Genomic DNA, 15027 nt, shown 5'->3' on the forward strand with positions numbered 1-15027 from the left:
CGGCCGGCCCAAGAACCCTTGGGACTCGACCCAAGACGGACGCCTATGAACCCGAATTTTCTAGATTTCGAACAGCCGATCGCCGACCTGCAAGCCAAGATCGAAGAGTTGCGCTTGGTCGGTAATGACAATTCGCTGAATATCGGCGATGAGATCTCCCGCCTGCAGGACAAGAGCAAAACGCTGACCGAAGACATCTTCGGCAAGCTGACCAGCTGGCAGATCGCACGTCTGGCGCGTCACCCGAAACGTCCGTATACCCTGGACTACATCGAACACATCTTCACCGAGTTCGACGAACTGCACGGTGACCGTCACTTCTCGGACGACGCTGCCATCGTTGGCGGTATTGCCCGTCTGGACGACAAGCCGGTGATGATCATCGGTCACCAGAAAGGCCGTGAAGTGCGCGAGAAAGTTCGCCGCAATTTCGGCATGCCGCGTCCGGAAGGCTACCGCAAGGCTTGCCGCCTGATGGAAATGGCCGAACGTTTCAAAATGCCGATCCTGACCTTCATCGACACTCCGGGCGCTTACCCTGGCATTGACGCTGAAGAGCGCAACCAGAGCGAAGCGATTGCCTGGAACCTGCGTGTCATGGCCCGCCTGAAAACCCCAATCATCGCCACCGTGATCGGTGAGGGTGGTTCCGGTGGTGCACTGGCGATCGGTGTCTGCGACCAGTTGAACATGCTGCAATACTCCACCTACGCGGTGATTTCGCCGGAAGGTTGCGCTTCGATTCTGTGGAAAACCTCCGAGAAGGCACCGGATGCCGCAGAAGCGATGGGCATCACCGCCGAGCGCCTCAAAGGCCTGGGCATCGTGGACAAGGTGATTGGCGAGCCACTGGGCGGCGCGCACCGCGACCCGGCCGCCGCAGCCGCATCGATTCGCGCCGAGCTGAGCTCGCAACTGGCGATGCTGAAGAAGTTCGATAACGACGCGCTGCTCAAGCGCCGCTACGATCGACTGATGAGCTACGGTCTCTAAGCCGTACACGCAGTGCCCATGTGGGAGCGGGCTTGCTCGCGAAAGCGGTATAACAGTCAACGGGTGCGTTGAATGTTGATCCGCCTTCGCGAGCAAGCCCGCTCCCACATTTGATTTGTGCAAGGTGATGGATATGAGTCGGTCCAATATTGATTTGCCCGCCAGACTCTTGTTGAATCTTGCCTCGTGGCGCAATGCTGCGACCTGGCGCATCGCCTTCTCCGGCGGCCTCGACTCCACTGTCCTGCTGCACCTTCTGGCAACACTCTCCCAAACCGAATCCCTGCCGGCGCTCAACGCCATCCATGTGCATCACGGCCTTCAAGCCGTAGCCGATACGTGGCCGGAACATTGTCGTGCCGTGTGCGCTGCGCTGGGCGTGCCGCTGCAAGTGGTTCGCGTGCAGGTGCAACCGGGTGCCAGCCTTGAACGTGCAGCCCGGGATGCGCGGTATCACGCCTTCACTGAAGCCCTTCAGGCCAACGAAGTGCTGCTGGCGGCCCAGCACCGCGACGATCAGGCGGAAACGCTGCTGTTTCGCTTGTTGCGCGGAGCGGGCGTGCGCGGACTGTCCGGGATGCCGCGTCAGCGCCCTTTGGGCAAGGGGCATTTGCTGCGGCCAATGCTTGATGTCACGCGGGCTGAGTTGGAGGCTTATGCCAGTGCGCATGGCTTGAGCTGGGTCGAAGATCCCTCGAATCAGGATCGGCAGTACTCGCGCAATTACCTTAGGCATCAAGTCTTGCCCGTGCTGATCCAGCGCTGGCCGCAAGCGGTGGCGACCATGGCCCGCAGCGCGACGCATTTGAGTGAGGCTCAGGGACTGCTTGAAGAACTGGCGGACATGGATTTGCGTGAGGCCAGCTCTGCCAGTGAGTTTGCCTGGCTGGGCTTGCGGTCGCTTGAGCTGGCGCCGCTTGCGCAAATGTCCGGTGCCCGGCAGCGCAATGCCTTGAGTCATTGGCTCGAACCGCTGACCCGCTTGCCGGACACTGACCATTGGTCGGGTTGGGAGGATTTGCGCGATGCCACCGGCGATGCCTGCCCGGTGTGGCGGCTGGCCGATGGCGAACTGCATCGGGCGGGCGGGCGGATCTGGTGGCTGTCCGGCCACTGGCTGAGGCCTCTGCCCGGCGCCGGGGTGTGGCTGGATCCGGCTTCACCGCTGGTTATCCCGGGCAGCGGCGTGCTTTCGCTGACCGGGCAAATCCCCGATGGCCCGCTGCATATCCGCTATCGTGAAGGGGGAGAGGTCATGGCATTGCCAGGCCGCGGCCATAGGGACCTGAAACGTTTGCTCAATGAAAGCGCTGTACCGTCCTTCGTACGCGGCAGATTGCCGCTGCTCTACAAAGACGGGCAACTGCTGGCGGTAGCGAACCTCAAGGGGCTCGATGGTGGTGCACTCGGCGACTGGCATTTGCATTGGCAGCCACTGAACGAAGATCAAGGTTTGAGCTGAAAGGGGCTTTCCGGTAGACTACGCTCCCTTCTTGATACAACTTCTGTGGATTCGCCTGAATTGCAGGAGTTGCCGATTACCAAGCAGTCTTTGCTGGGCGATTCCAAAAAATGTGTAGCGAGCAACGAACCGGTGTTTCATTTTCCGGTCTGTCCCAACGCGGCGGTTTTTTCGAAAGGTGCACTGTGATTAATGCAGGTGATCGGGGGCTTCGGCCTTCCTTCGCTTTCCCCGGCGGCTCGGACCGCTTTAACGCAGACTTCTAGGGTTTTTCATGACGCGCTACATATTCGTCACGGGCGGTGTTGTTTCTTCATTGGGGAAAGGCATTGCATCGGCATCATTGGCGGCCATCCTGGAGGCGCGGGGACTTAAGGTCACCATGCTGAAGCTGGACCCGTACATCAACGTCGACCCGGGCACGATGAGCCCGTTCCAGCACGGTGAAGTGTTCGTCACTCACGACGGCGCCGAGACCGACCTGGACCTGGGTCACTACGAGCGGTTCATCCGCACGACCATGACCCAGAACAACAACTTCACCACGGGCCGTGTCTACGAACACGTCCTGCGCAAGGAGCGCCGTGGTGACTACCTGGGTGCAACCATCCAGGTGATCCCGCACATCACCGACGAAATCAAGCGCCGCATCATCAAGGGTGCCGGCGACGCTGACGTGGCAATGGTCGAAATCGGTGGCACCGTGGGTGACATCGAGTCGCAACCGTTCCTCGAGGCGATCCGCCAACTGCGTTTCGAAGTCGGCGCCAAGCGCGCGATGCTGATGCACCTGACACTGGTGCCGTACATCGCCACTGCCGGCGAAACCAAGACCAAGCCTACCCAGCACTCGGTGAAGGAACTGCGTTCGATCGGCCTGCAACCAGACGTGCTGGTCTGCCGCTCCGACCACCCGATCGATGTGTCGTCGCGTCGCAAGATCGCGCAGTTCACCAATGTCGAAGAACGTGCGGTAATCGCGCTGGAAGACGCCGATACCATCTACAAGATCCCGGGCATCCTGCACTCCCAGGGCCTGGACGATTTCGTCGTCGAGCGTTTCGGCCTGCAATGCGGCGGTGCCGATCTGTCCGAGTGGGAAGCCGTGGTCGACGCCAAGCTCAACCCTGAGCACGAAGTCACCATCGCCATGGTCGGCAAGTACATGGAGCTGCTGGACGCCTACAAGTCGCTGATCGAAGCGATGAGTCACGCGGGCATCAGCAACCGTACCAAGGTCAACCTGCGCTACATCGATTCCGAAGACATCGAGAACCAGGGCACCGCGCTGCTCGAAGGCGTCGATGCCATCCTGGTACCGGGCGGCTTCGGTCTGCGTGGCGTTGAAGGCAAGATCACTGCCGTTCAATACGCTCGCGAAAACAAGGTTCCGTACCTGGGTATCTGCCTGGGCATGCAAGTGGCCGTTATCGAGTTCGCACGTAACGTGATGGGCTGGAAAGACGCCAACTCCACCGAGTTCGATCGTGCAAGCGGTCACCCGGTCGTGGGCCTGATCACCGAGTGGGAAGATGCCACCGGCGCCGTCGAAACCCGTACCGAAACCTCCGACCTGGGCGGCACCATGCGCCTGGGCGCGCAGGATTGCCTGCTGGAGCCGGGTTCCCTGGTCCACGGTTGCTACGGCAAGGACGTGATTGTCGAGCGTCATCGTCATCGCTACGAAGTGAACAACAACCTGCTGCCGCAAATCATGGAAGCCGGTTTGAAAATCTCCGGTCGTTCCGGTGATGGCGCACTGGTTGAAGTGGTTGAAGCTCCGGATCACCCATGGTTCGTCGCTTGCCAGTTCCACCCTGAGTTCACCTCGACGCCACGCGACGGTCACCCGCTGTTCAGCGGTTTCGTCAAGGCCGCGTTGGCTCAACACCAGAAGAAGGCGTAACCCCGATGGCACAGAAGATCATCCGCGTCGGCGACATCGAGATTGCCAACGACAAACCCATGGTGCTGTTCGGCGGCATGAACGTGCTGGAAAGCCGTGACATGGCCATGCAGGTTTGCGAAGAGTATGTGAAGGTCACCGAAAAGCTCGGTATCCCTTACGTGTTCAAGGCCAGTTTCGACAAGGCCAACCGGTCTTCTGTGACCTCCTATCGTGGTCCTGGCCTGGAAGAAGGCATGCGCATCTTCCAGGACATCAAGCAAGCCTTCGGCGTGCCGATCATCACCGACGTCCACGAGCCTGACCAGGCCGCGGTCGTCGCTGAAGTCTGCGACATCATCCAGTTGCCGGCATTCCTGTCGCGCCAGACCGACCTCGTGGTCGCGATGGCCAAAACGGGCGCCGTGATCAACATCAAGAAAGCCCAGTTCCTCGCCCCCCAGGAAATGAAGCACATCCTGAACAAGTGCGTGGAAGCGGGTAACGATCAGTTGATCCTCTGCGAGCGTGGTTCGAGCTTCGGCTACAACAACCTCGTCGTCGACATGCTCGGCTTCGGCATCATGAAGCAGTTCGAATACCCGGTGTTCTTCGATGTGACCCACGCGCTGCAAATGCCTGGTGGTCGCTCCGATTCCGCCGGCGGTCGTCGCGCCCAGGTCACCGACCTGGCAAAAGCCGGTATGAGCCAGTCGCTGGCCGGCCTGTTCCTGGAAGCCCACCCGGATCCGGACAACGCCAAGTGCGACGGTCCTTGCGCCTTGCGCCTGGACAAACTGGAGCCATTCCTGGCCCAGCTCAAAGCTTTGGACGAACTGGTGAAGAGTTTTCCGACGGTAGAAACCGCGTAATCCTCAATTCTCCGGTAAAGTACCGCACGATTTAACGCTCAGGCCCTCGGGCCTGAGCCTTATCGTCTGCAAGACTGCCCGCTGCACATCACTTGCCGACGATCAAAGATTTCCTACAGCTGCGTCGTTTTCGTCAACTTTGGAGTGTTTACAACAATGGCTAAAATCGTCGACATCAAAGGTCGTGAAGTTCTCGACTCCCGTGGCAATCCCACCGTGGAAGCGGACGTGCTTCTCGACAACGGCATCATCGGCAGTGCCTGCGCGCCGTCCGGTGCTTCCACTGGCTCGCGTGAGGCGCTCGAGCTGCGCGATGGCGACAAGAGCCGTTACCTGGGCAAGGGCGTTCTGAAGGCCGTAGCCAACATCAACGGTCCGATCCGCGACCTGTTGAAAGGCATGGACCCAAGCGACCAGAAAGCGCTCGATCTGGCAATGATCAAGCTCGACGGTACTGAAAACAAAGGTTCCCTGGGCGCCAACGCGATCCTCGCCGTTTCCCTGGCCGCGGCCAAGGCAGCAGCACAGGACCAGGACCTGCCGCTGTACGCTCACATCGCCAACCTGAACGGCACCCCGGGTGTCTACTCGATGCCGGTTCCGATGATGAACATCATCAACGGCGGCGAGCACGCCGATAACAACGTCGACATCCAGGAATTCATGGTTCAGCCGGTTGGCGCCAAGTCTTTCTCGGAAGGTCTGCGCATGGGCACCGAGATTTTCCACCACCTCAAAGCCGTGCTGAAGGCCCGTGGCCTGAGCACTGCCGTCGGTGACGAAGGTGGTTTCGCGCCGAACCTGGCCTCCAACGAAGACGCTTTGAAAGTGATCTCCGAAGCCGTGGCCAACGCCGGTTACAAGCTGGGCACCGACGTGACCCTGGCCCTGGACTGCGCAGCCAGCGAATTCTACGAAGACGGCAAGTACAACCTGTCCGGCGAAGGCCAGGTGTTCACCGCCGAAGGTTTCGCTGACTACCTCAAAGGCCTGACCGAGCGTTACCCGATCATCTCCATCGAAGATGGCCTGGACGAGTCCGACTGGGCTGGCTGGAAGATCCTCACCGACAAGATCGGCGAGAAGACTCAGCTGGTAGGCGACGACCTGTTCGTCACCAACACCAAGATCCTGAAAGAAGGCATCGACAAGAAGATCGCCAACTCGATCCTGATCAAGTTCAACCAGATCGGCACCCTGACCGAAACCCTGGAAGCCATCCAGATGGCCAAGGCCGCCGGTTACACTGCCGTGATCTCGCACCGCTCCGGCGAAACCGAAGACTCGACCATTGCCGACCTGGCCGTGGGCACTTCGGCTGGCCAGATCAAGACCGGCTCCCTGTGCCGTTCCGACCGCGTATCCAAGTACAACCAACTGCTGCGTATCGAAGAGCAGTTGAACGGCAAAGCCAAGTACAACGGTCGCGGCGAGTTCCGCGGTTAAGCGGTAACTGGTAAAAAGACACCGGATTGTGTCGGAAAAATCGCTACAGCGACGTTTTTGCCACTAATCTGATGCCTTATATGCACAAGCCTGGTTCTTCCAGGCTTCGTGCTATCAGAAGCTTCACGTTTGGCATGGCTGTCTTTTTTCACTGGATACCTGATATTCGATGCGCAGTCCCAATTGGTTGTTCCTCATCCTGCTTTTGTTGCTGGCTGGCCTGCAGTACCGCCTGTGGGTGGGAAATGGCAGTCTGGCGCAAGTGGCCGAGTTGACTCAGCAGATTGCGGATCAGCAGGCTGAGAACCAGGCATTGCTGGAACGCAACCGGGTGATGGACGCCGAGGTCAGTGAGTTGAAAAAGGGCATGGAGACCGTCGAAGAACGGGCTCGCCATGAGTTGGGTATGGTCAAGGACGGTGAAACCCTTTACCAGTTGGCCCAATGATTAATTCGTTACCGGCCTTCTGGGCCGTGATTCCTGCCGCGGGCGTCGGTGCCCGTATGGCCGCGGACCGTCCCAAGCAGTATCTGCAACTGGGCGGGCGCACTATTCTCGAACACAGCCTTGGCTGTTTCCTTGATCATCCATGCCTGAAAGGTTTGGTGGTCAGTGTTGCTGTGGACGATCCTTATTGGCCGAACCTGGCGTGTGCCAGTGATCCGCGTATTGCCCGGGTCGAGGGCGGCTCGGAGCGTTCCGGGTCGGTGCTCAACGCCTTGCTGCACTTGCATGCGCAGGGCGCTGATGATGAGGATTGGGTACTGGTTCACGATGCCGCACGGCCGAACCTCAGCCGTGACGATCTGGACAAATTGCTGGCTGAACTGGCTGACGATCCTGTCGGCGGGCTGCTGGCGGTTCCTGCGCGGGATACGCTCAAGCGGGTCGACAAGCACGGTCGTGTGGTCGAAACCGTGGATCGCAGTGTGATCTGGCAGGCCTACACGCCGCAGATGTTCCGCCTTGGGGCGTTGCATCGGGCTTTGGCGGACAGTCTGGTGGCTGACGCGGTGATCACCGACGAGGCGTCGGCCATGGAGTGGGCGGGGCTGGCGCCACGCTTGATTGAAGGTCGAGCTGACAACCTCAAAGTCACTCGGCCGGAGGATCTGGAATGGTTGAAGCAGCGTTGGGCTAACCGCCGCTAGAGGGTTTTGGGGGTAACTGCTGGACTGCGTCGCGTCTTTCGCGAGCAAGCCCGCTCCCACATTTGATCGGCGTTACCCGCAATACTAGTGAACAACCCTAATCCCCTGTGGGAGCGGGCTTTCTCGCGAAAGCGGTGGTCCAGGCAGCTGACATCTCGCTGACACACCAACAAAACACTAGCACTGGTACTCCGGCCGTTCGGCCAACCCTTCCTTCAAATAATCCACCAACTTGCGCACCTTCGGCGACAGATGCCGCTGCTGCGGATACAGCGCCCAAACCGCTGTGTTCGGTGGTTGATGCGCCTCCAGCAGCGAAATCAGCGCACCGCTCTTCAGATGCTCCAGCACGTAATAGTCCGGCAACTGACACAGCCCCACGCCTTGTAGCGCCGCGTCCAACACCGCTTGCCCACTGTTGCAGCGCCAGTTTCCCTGCACCCGTTGCGAATATTCCCGCCCGTTCTGTTCCAGCTGCCACAGGTCCGAACTGCCGATGAGGCAGTTGTGGCGGCTCAGTTCCGACAAACTGTGTGGGCGACCGTACCGTTCAAGGTAGGACGGAGAGGCACAGAGAAACATGCGTCGCGGCGCGAGGCGGGTGGCGACCAGCCGTGAGTCCTGCAAGCGCCCGAGGCGAATCGCCAGGTCGAGGCCTTCATGCACCAGATCAAGCTGGCGGTTGCTCAATTCGATATCGACGCGCAATTGCGGATACAGGCCCATGAAGCGGGTCACCAGCGGCACGATGAACCGTTCGCCATAGGCCACGGCACAGGTCATGCGTAGCATGCCTTTGGGCTCGCTGGTCAAATCGCCGACCGCGCGCAACGCCTCTTCGCGGCCATCCTGCAAGCGTTGGCAATGTTGCAGGAAGGTTTGCCCGGCCTCGGTCAGCGTGACCCGGCGGGTGCTGCGGTAGAGCAGGCGGGTTTGCAGGCGCTCTTCGAGGCGTACGATTTGTCGACTGATATGGGAGGAAGAAACCCCCAGGCGTTGCGCGGCAGCGGTGAACTGGCTGCATTCGGCAACGGCGACAAACTCGTCGATCCCTTCCCAGCGATTTTCGGACATCAATGATTATCCCCGTGTGGCAATAATATTTTGCATTTGCATCGATTATTCATCGTTGAGCCATGTATTACACTCCTTGTCTCGTTTTAATTCACTGGAGAATCACCATGATCAAGTCGCGCGCCGCCGTTGCCTTCGAGGCCAAGAAGCCCCTCGAAATCGTTGAAGTCGATGTCGCCATGCCCAAGGCCGGCGAAGTCTTGCTGCGCGTGGTGGCCTCCGGTGTTTGCCATACCGATGCCTACACCTTGTCCGGCGCTGATCCGGAAGGCATCTTCCCGTCGATCCTCGGCCATGAAGGTGGTGCGATCGTGGAAGCGATCGGCGAGGGTGTGACCTCCGTTGCAGTCGGTGATCATGTGATCCCGCTGTACACCCCGGAATGCCGTCAGTGCAAATTCTGCCTGTCGGGAAAAACCAACCTCTGCCAGGCGATTCGCGCGACCCAGGGCAAAGGCTTGATGCCCGACGGTACTTCGCGTTTTTCCTACAAGGGCGAAACGATTTTCCACTACATGGGCACTTCCACGTTCTCCGAGTACACCGTGCTTCCGGAGATTTCCGTTGCGAAAATCGCCAAGGAAGCGCCACTGGAAAAAGTCTGCCTGCTGGGCTGCGGTGTCACTACCGGTATCGGTGCAGTGCTCAACACCGCCAAGGTGAAACCGGGTGATACGGTCGCCATTTTCGGTCTTGGCGGCATCGGTCTGTCGGCTGTTATCGGCGCCGTAAAAGCCAAGGCTGCCCGCATCATCGCCATCGACATCAACCCGGCCAAATTTGAGATCGCCAAGCAACTGGGTGCAACCGATTGTGTGAACCCGAAAGACTTCGATCGTCCGATCCAGGAAGTCATCGTCGACATGACCGATGGCGGCGTGGATTTTTCCTTCGAGTGCATCGGTAACGTGCAACTGATGCGTGCCGCACTGGAGTGCTGCCACAAGGGTTGGGGCGAGTCGGTGATCATCGGCGTTGCCGGTGCCGGCCAGGAAATCTCGACCCGTCCGTTCCAGCTGGTCACCGGCCGCGTCTGGCGCGGTTCGGCGTTCGGCGGCGTGCGCGGCCGTACCGAGTTGCCAAGCTATGTGGAAATGGCCGAAACCGGCGAGATTCCGCTGGATACCTTCATCACCCACACCATGGGCCTGGAAGATATCAACAAGGCGTTTGACCTGATGCACGAAGGGAAAAGCATTCGCTCCGTCATCCATTTCTGAGGTCCGCCATGAGCCTGGAAAACATCTCCTGCCAGAAAAGCTTCGGCGGCTGGCACAAACGCTATCGCCATCGCTCGGAAGTACTCGGCTGCGACATGGTGTTCGCCGTCTACCTGCCGCCGCAAGCGGAGCAGGGCGGCAAGCTGCCGGTGTTGTACTGGTTGTCCGGCCTGACCTGCACCGACGAGAACTTCATGCAGAAGGCCGGCGCCATGCGCATGGCCGCGGAGCTCGGGCTGATCATCGTCGCACCGGACACCAGCCCTCGCGGTCCTGAAGTGCCGGGCGATCCGGATGGTGCCTGGGACTTTGGCCTCGGCGCCGGGTTTTACCTGAATGCCACTCAGGAGCCTTGGTCGCGTCACTATCGGATGCATGACTATGTCGTGCAGGAATTGCCGACATTGGTCGAAGCCCATTTCCCTGCGTCGGACAGGCGCGGTATCAGTGGCCATTCCATGGGCGGCCACGGTGCGCTGGTCTGCGCCTTGCGCAATCCGGGGCGCTATCTGTCGGTGTCGGCGTTCTCGCCAATCAACAACCCGATGGATTGCCCGTGGGGGCAGAAAGCCTTTTCCCGCTATCTGGGAGAGGACCGTTCGAAATGGCGCGAATGGGATGCCTGCGCGTTGATTGCCGAGGCCGATGAACAGCTGCCGCTGTTGGTCGACCAGGGTGATCGCGACGATTTCCTCGCCAACCAGCTCAAGCCGGAAGCCTTGCAGCAGGCGGCCAAACTGGCCGGTCACCCGCTGACGTTGCGCCTGCAACCGGGCTATGACCACAGCTATTTCTTCATTGCCAGTTTCATCGATGAGCACTTGCGGCATCACGCGCATGCTCTGGTTGGCTAATGCAGGTAGAATCACGCCCTGACAAAAATCGGGGCGTTTTTTTATGCGTATTGGCCACGGCTATGATGTGCACCGTTTCGCTGAAGGCGATTTCATCACTCTGGGCGGTGTGCGCATTGCACACAGCTTCGGGCTGCTCGCCCACTCTGACGGTGACGTCCTCTTGCACGCCTTGAGCGATGCCTTGCTCGGCGCCGCGGCGCTGGGCGACATCGGCAAGCATTTCCCGGATACCGACCCGCAATTCAAGGGCGCCGACAGCCGTGCGCTGTTGCGTCACGTCGTCGCACTGGTCCATGCCAAAGGCTGGAAAGTCGGCAACGTCGATAACACCATCGTCGCCCAGGCGCCGAAAATGGCCCCGCATATCGAATCGATGCGCGCGCTGATTGCCGCGGATCTTCAAGTAGAGTTGGATCAAGTGAACGTGAAAGCTACCACCACCGAAAAGCTCGGCTTTGTCGGTCGCGAAGAAGGCATTGCCGTGCACTCCGTTGCCTTGTTGCTGCGCGCATGAACGAACTGCAATTGCTCGGCCCGCGGGCGTACGGTGAGGCCCTCGGCACGGCGGTCCTGAAAGCGATCGCCGAAGATTTCCAGGTCGACGAAGTCCTCGACATTCCCCTCAGCGGCGAGGGCGAACACCTGTGGATCTGGGTGGAAAAGCGTGGTCTGAATACTGAAGAAGCGGCGCGACGGATTGCCAAGGCTGCCGGCGTGCCATTGCGCACCGTCAGTTATGCCGGGCTCAAGGACCGTCAGGCGTTGACTCGCCAGTGGTTCAGCGTGCAATTGCCGGGCAAGGCCGACCCTGATCTGTCGGCTGCGGAAAACGATACGCTGAAGATCCTCAAGACCGCCCGCCACAAGCGCAAACTGCAACGCGGTGCCCACTCGGCCAACGGCTTTACTTTGCGCCTCACCCAGTTCGCTGGCGACAAGGCTGCTATCGAAGAACGCCTGCAACTGATCGTTAAACACGGCATCCCTAACTATTTCGGCGCACAGCGCTTCGGCCATGACGGCGGCAACGTCGTCGATGCTCGCGCCTGGGCCGCGCGCAAGGCCTTGCCGGAGCAGCGCAACGTGCGCTCGCGTCTGCTCTCCACGGCGCGCAGTTTTCTGTTCAATCAGGTGCTGGCCGCCCGCGTCGCCGATGGCACCTGGCAGCGTGCCCAGGTCGGTGACCTGCTGGCGTTCACCGACAGCCGCAGCTTTTTCCCGGCAGGCGAAGCCGAGTGCAGCGACCCGCGCCTGGCGATTCTCGATCTGCACCCGACCGGCCCGCAGTGGGGCGAAGGTGACTCGCCGGCCACGGGTGTTGTCCATGAACTGGAGCAGGCAATCGCCGCGCGCGAAGCGGACCTTCGCGATTGGTTGATTAACGCCGGTATGAGCCACGAACGTCGCATCCTGCGGCTGCCCATTGGCGGGTTGACGTGGCATTATCCCGAGCCTGACATTCTGCAACTGGAATTCGTCCTGCCGGCCGGATGCTTCGCCACCGTATTGGTGCGCGAGCTTGTTGATCTGGTGCCGGTGGGGCAGACGGACAGCCCATGCGTATTCTGATTTCTAACGACGATGGGGTAACCGCACCCGGTCTCGCCGCGCTTTATGCTGCGCTGGCGGATTACACCGAGTGCGTGGTTATCGCCCCGGACCAGGACAAGAGCGGCGCCAGCAGTTCGCTGACGCTCGACCGTCCGTTGCACCCGCAAACCCTGGCCAACGGCTTTATCAGCCTCAACGGCACGCCAACCGATTGTGTGCACCTGGGCCTCAACGGCCTGCTGGAGCGCGAAGCGGACATGGTGGTTTCCGGAATAAACCTGGGTGCGAACCTGGGGGACGATGTCCTGTATTCCGGCACGGTGGCGGCGGCCCTCGAGGGGCGTTTCCTGAATCACCCCTCGTTTGCCTTTTCGCTGGTCTCACGCCAGGTAGAGAACCTTCCCACAGCTGCCCATTTCGCGCGCAAACTGGTTGAAGCCCATGCTGACCTGGATCTGCCACCGCGTACGGTACTGAACGTGAACATTCCCAATTTGCCGCTGGACCGCATCCGCGGTATCCAGCTGACCCGCCTGGGCCATCGCGCCCGAGCCGCGGCACCGATGAAAGTGGTGGATCCGCGGGGCAAGTCCGGTTACTGGATCGCGGCGGCCGGGGATGCCGAAGATGGCGGCCCGGGTACCGATTTCCATGCAGTGATGCAGGGTTATGTTTCGATCACGCCGCTGCAACTGGATCGCACCTTCAATGATGCCTTCAGAAGTCTGGACGGCTGGCTGGAGGGGCTGCGCTGATGGGTCGCGAACAAGACGATATGCTGCGTCGCGGCATCGGCATGACCTCCCAGCGAACCCGGGAGCGGCTGATCCAGCGCCTGTACGAAGAAGGCATCTCCAATGCCAGGGTACTGGAGGTCATTCGCCGGACCCCGCGCCACCTGTTCGTCGACGAAGCGCTGGCGCACCGTGCCTATGAAGACACCGCGCTGCCGATTGGCAACAACCAGACCATCTCCCAGCCTTATATGGTGGCGCGCATGAGCGAGCTGCTGCTGGAGGCCGGTCCCCTCGACAAGGTGCTGGAGATCGGCACCGGGTCGGGTTATCAGACGGCGGTGCTGTCGCAACTGGTCGAGCGTGTGTTCTCGGTCGAGCGCATCAAGGTTCTGCAGGATCGGGCAAAGGAACGCCTGGTCGAACTGAACCTGCGCAACGTGGTGTTCCGCTGGGGCGATGGCTGGGAGGGTTGGCCGGCACTGGCACCATACAACGGGATTATCGTCACCGCAGTGGCAACCGACGTGCCCCAGGCATTGCTTGACCAGTTGGCACCGGGAGGCCGAATGGTGATCCCGGTCGGGGCCGGCGAAGTCCAGCAATTGATGCTGATCATCCGCGAGGAACAAGGTTTTTCCAGGCATGTCCTGGGGGCTGTGCGCTTCGTGCCACTGCTCAATGGGCCACTGGCCTGAGCATTTGTTTCGGCACGCTGAATTCTCTTCGATTGCCTTTGTCTTACAGCGGCATCGTTGTGTTAAACGGGATTCATCGTCAGGCAGCAAACGTGTGCGCGGCACCGATTCGCCACATTAAAGGTAAAGCGTGCACGGCCCGTTATACTTGCGACAGTTCATGCCGGACTCCGGCATTTCACATTTTCAGCCACCACAGAGGGAGCGGCGGGTGAGTCTCACAGTCATTGCGCAGCGTATGAGTAAAACGAGCTTTCAGCGCCTGGTGACTGGCCTTGTCTTGAGCACTTTGCTGGTCGGTTGTTCCAGCAACAAGTCCAGCGATGTTCGTGTCGTGGACCGTAACAATGCCGCGGCTCAGCGTCCAGCCGTGACCACCGGGCAATACATTGTTCGGCCCAAGGACACCCTGTTCTCCATCGCCTTCCGTTACGGCTGGGACTACAAGGCCCTGGCGGCACGCAACAACATTCCTGCGCCTTACACCATCCGTCCGGGTCAGACGATTCGCTTTGATGGTCGTACCAATTCAACGTCGACGGCGGTGGTCAGCTCGTCCAGTTCAACACCTTCGTCGTCGAGTAAAACCACGGTCATCCGTCGTTCGGCAAACGGTACGACCACCAGCACAACGACGGTTGTACCGTCCGTCGCGAGCAAGCCAGCCCCTGCTCCTTTGCCACCTCCCGGGCCAGCCCCGACCGGCTGGGGATGGCCATCTAATGGCATTCTGATTGGAAAATTCTCTTCAAACGGTAGTTTGAATAAAGGAATTGATATCGCCGGAGATTTGGGACAGCCTGTTTTAGCTGCGTCTGATGGGACGGTGGTATACGCCGGGAGTGGCTTAAGGGGCTACGGCGAATTAGTGATCATCAAGCACAGTGAAACCTACGTCAGTGCCTACGGACATAACCGCAGGCTGTTGGTTCGGGAGGGGCAGCAGGTCAAGGTCGGACAGACAATTGCCGAAATGGGGTCAACGGGTACAGACCGGGTGAAACTGCATTTTGAGATTCGCCGCCAAGGTAAACCTGTAGATCCGCTGCAATTCCTGCCACGCCGTTGATCGCTACCAGCCTG

General features: G+C 60.0%; 15 protein-coding genes. 14 read left to right on the plus strand and 1 reads right to left on the minus strand.

Going from position 1 to position 15027, the window contains the following annotated elements; translation table 11 throughout:
- Positions 1-45: 45 nt before the first annotated feature.
- The 7 genes from PspS34_RS05600 (at position 46) to ispD (ending at position 7810) form a co-directional block, all read left to right on the plus strand.
- Entirely contained in the window at positions 46-993 is a 948-nt protein-coding gene (locus PspS34_RS05600; RefSeq protein ID WP_057716163.1) for an acetyl-CoA carboxylase carboxyltransferase subunit alpha, read from the plus strand.
- Positions 994-1126: 133 nt separating this feature from the next.
- The gene (gene tilS, locus PspS34_RS05605; protein ID WP_159389529.1) at positions 1127-2455 is read left to right on the plus strand and encodes a tRNA lysidine(34) synthetase TilS; all 1329 of its coding nucleotides are present in this window, start codon (positions 1127-1129) and stop codon (positions 2453-2455) included.
- A gap of 274 nt (positions 2456-2729) precedes the next feature.
- Positions 2730-4361, plus strand: a complete 1632-nt coding sequence (locus tag PspS34_RS05610; protein ID WP_057716161.1) for a CTP synthase — start codon at positions 2730-2732, stop codon at positions 4359-4361.
- Positions 4362-4366: 5 nt separating this feature from the next.
- Positions 4367-5212 (plus strand): 3-deoxy-8-phosphooctulonate synthase, encoded by an 846-nt coding sequence (gene kdsA, locus PspS34_RS05615; RefSeq protein WP_015093773.1) that lies wholly within the window; start codon positions 4367-4369, stop codon positions 5210-5212.
- A gap of 156 nt (positions 5213-5368) precedes the next feature.
- Positions 5369-6658, plus strand: coding sequence for a phosphopyruvate hydratase (gene eno / locus PspS34_RS05620; RefSeq protein ID WP_008019783.1), 1290 nt, complete (start codon positions 5369-5371; stop codon positions 6656-6658).
- Between the two features lie 169 nt (positions 6659-6827).
- On the plus strand, positions 6828-7106 hold the full coding sequence (gene ftsB, locus PspS34_RS05625; protein WP_007970710.1) for a cell division protein FtsB: 279 nt from the start codon (positions 6828-6830) through the stop codon (positions 7104-7106).
- Positions 7103-7810: a 2-C-methyl-D-erythritol 4-phosphate cytidylyltransferase gene (gene ispD / locus PspS34_RS05630; RefSeq protein WP_154861811.1), complete on the plus strand. Its 708-nt coding sequence runs from the start codon at positions 7103-7105 to the stop codon at positions 7808-7810. The genes ftsB and ispD overlap by 4 nt, the downstream gene beginning before the upstream one ends.
- A 177-nt stretch (positions 7811-7987) precedes the next feature.
- On the opposite strand, the gene PspS34_RS05635 is transcribed toward ispD, so the two are convergent.
- Positions 7988-8884: a LysR substrate-binding domain-containing protein gene (locus PspS34_RS05635; protein ID WP_154861810.1), complete on the minus strand. Its 897-nt coding sequence runs from the start codon at positions 8882-8884 to the stop codon at positions 7988-7990.
- Between the two features lie 107 nt (positions 8885-8991).
- Between PspS34_RS05635 and PspS34_RS05640 the strand changes: the two genes are divergently transcribed.
- From PspS34_RS05640 to PspS34_RS05670, 7 genes are all read left to right on the plus strand, one after another.
- The gene (locus tag PspS34_RS05640) at positions 8992-10104 is read left to right on the plus strand and encodes an S-(hydroxymethyl)glutathione dehydrogenase/class III alcohol dehydrogenase (protein ID WP_015093777.1); all 1113 of its coding nucleotides are present in this window, start codon (positions 8992-8994) and stop codon (positions 10102-10104) included.
- Between the two features lie 8 nt (positions 10105-10112).
- Positions 10113-10958, plus strand: coding sequence for an S-formylglutathione hydrolase (gene fghA / locus PspS34_RS05645; protein ID WP_154861809.1), 846 nt, complete (start codon positions 10113-10115; stop codon positions 10956-10958).
- Between the two features lie 43 nt (positions 10959-11001).
- Positions 11002-11475 (plus strand): 2-C-methyl-D-erythritol 2,4-cyclodiphosphate synthase, encoded by a 474-nt coding sequence (gene ispF, locus PspS34_RS05650; protein WP_007970721.1) that lies wholly within the window; start codon positions 11002-11004, stop codon positions 11473-11475.
- The gene (gene truD, locus PspS34_RS05655) at positions 11472-12530 is read left to right on the plus strand and encodes a tRNA pseudouridine(13) synthase TruD (protein WP_057716157.1); all 1059 of its coding nucleotides are present in this window, start codon (positions 11472-11474) and stop codon (positions 12528-12530) included. Before ispF ends, truD begins: the two co-directional genes overlap by 4 nt.
- Entirely contained in the window at positions 12518-13267 is a 750-nt protein-coding gene (gene surE, locus PspS34_RS05660; RefSeq protein ID WP_057716156.1) for a 5'/3'-nucleotidase SurE, read from the plus strand. Before truD ends, surE begins: the two co-directional genes overlap by 13 nt.
- A 41-nt stretch (positions 13268-13308) precedes the next feature.
- Positions 13309-13944: a protein-L-isoaspartate(D-aspartate) O-methyltransferase gene (locus tag PspS34_RS05665; protein WP_172435346.1), complete on the plus strand. Its 636-nt coding sequence runs from the start codon at positions 13309-13311 to the stop codon at positions 13942-13944.
- Positions 13945-14155: 211 nt separating this feature from the next.
- Positions 14156-15013 (plus strand): peptidoglycan DD-metalloendopeptidase family protein, encoded by an 858-nt coding sequence (locus PspS34_RS05670; RefSeq protein WP_090453404.1) that lies wholly within the window; start codon positions 14156-14158, stop codon positions 15011-15013.
- Positions 15014-15027 lie beyond the last annotated feature (14 nt).

The organism is Pseudomonas sp. S34, from assembly GCF_009866745.1.
Lineage (GTDB): Bacteria > Pseudomonadota > Gammaproteobacteria > Pseudomonadales > Pseudomonadaceae > Aquipseudomonas > Aquipseudomonas jessenii.

Excerpts from the sequence above, each read along its gene's own strand:
- PspS34_RS05600 (WP_057716163.1), top strand. The coding sequence starts at position 46 with ATGAACCCGAATTTTCTAGATTTCGAACAGCCGATCGCCGACCTGCAA.
- tilS (WP_159389529.1), top strand. The coding sequence starts at position 1,127 with ATGAGTCGGTCCAATATTGATTTGCCCGCCAGACTCTTGTTGAATCTT.
- PspS34_RS05610 (WP_057716161.1), top strand. The coding sequence starts at position 2,730 with ATGACGCGCTACATATTCGTCACGGGCGGTGTTGTTTCTTCATTGGGG.
- kdsA (WP_015093773.1), top strand. The coding sequence starts at position 4,367 with ATGGCACAGAAGATCATCCGCGTCGGCGACATCGAGATTGCCAACGAC.
- eno (WP_008019783.1), top strand. The coding sequence starts at position 5,369 with ATGGCTAAAATCGTCGACATCAAAGGTCGTGAAGTTCTCGACTCCCGT.
- ftsB (WP_007970710.1), top strand. The coding sequence starts at position 6,828 with ATGCGCAGTCCCAATTGGTTGTTCCTCATCCTGCTTTTGTTGCTGGCT.
- ispD (WP_154861811.1), top strand. The coding sequence starts at position 7,103 with ATGATTAATTCGTTACCGGCCTTCTGGGCCGTGATTCCTGCCGCGGGC.
- PspS34_RS05635 (WP_154861810.1), bottom strand. The coding sequence starts at position 8,884 with ATGTCCGAAAATCGCTGGGAAGGGATCGACGAGTTTGTCGCCGTTGCC.
- PspS34_RS05640 (WP_015093777.1), top strand. The coding sequence starts at position 8,992 with ATGATCAAGTCGCGCGCCGCCGTTGCCTTCGAGGCCAAGAAGCCCCTC.
- fghA (WP_154861809.1), top strand. The coding sequence starts at position 10,113 with ATGAGCCTGGAAAACATCTCCTGCCAGAAAAGCTTCGGCGGCTGGCAC.
- ispF (WP_007970721.1), top strand. The coding sequence starts at position 11,002 with ATGCGTATTGGCCACGGCTATGATGTGCACCGTTTCGCTGAAGGCGAT.
- truD (WP_057716157.1), top strand. The coding sequence starts at position 11,472 with ATGAACGAACTGCAATTGCTCGGCCCGCGGGCGTACGGTGAGGCCCTC.
- surE (WP_057716156.1), top strand. The coding sequence starts at position 12,518 with ATGCGTATTCTGATTTCTAACGACGATGGGGTAACCGCACCCGGTCTC.
- PspS34_RS05665 (WP_172435346.1), top strand. The coding sequence starts at position 13,309 with ATGACCTCCCAGCGAACCCGGGAGCGGCTGATCCAGCGCCTGTACGAA.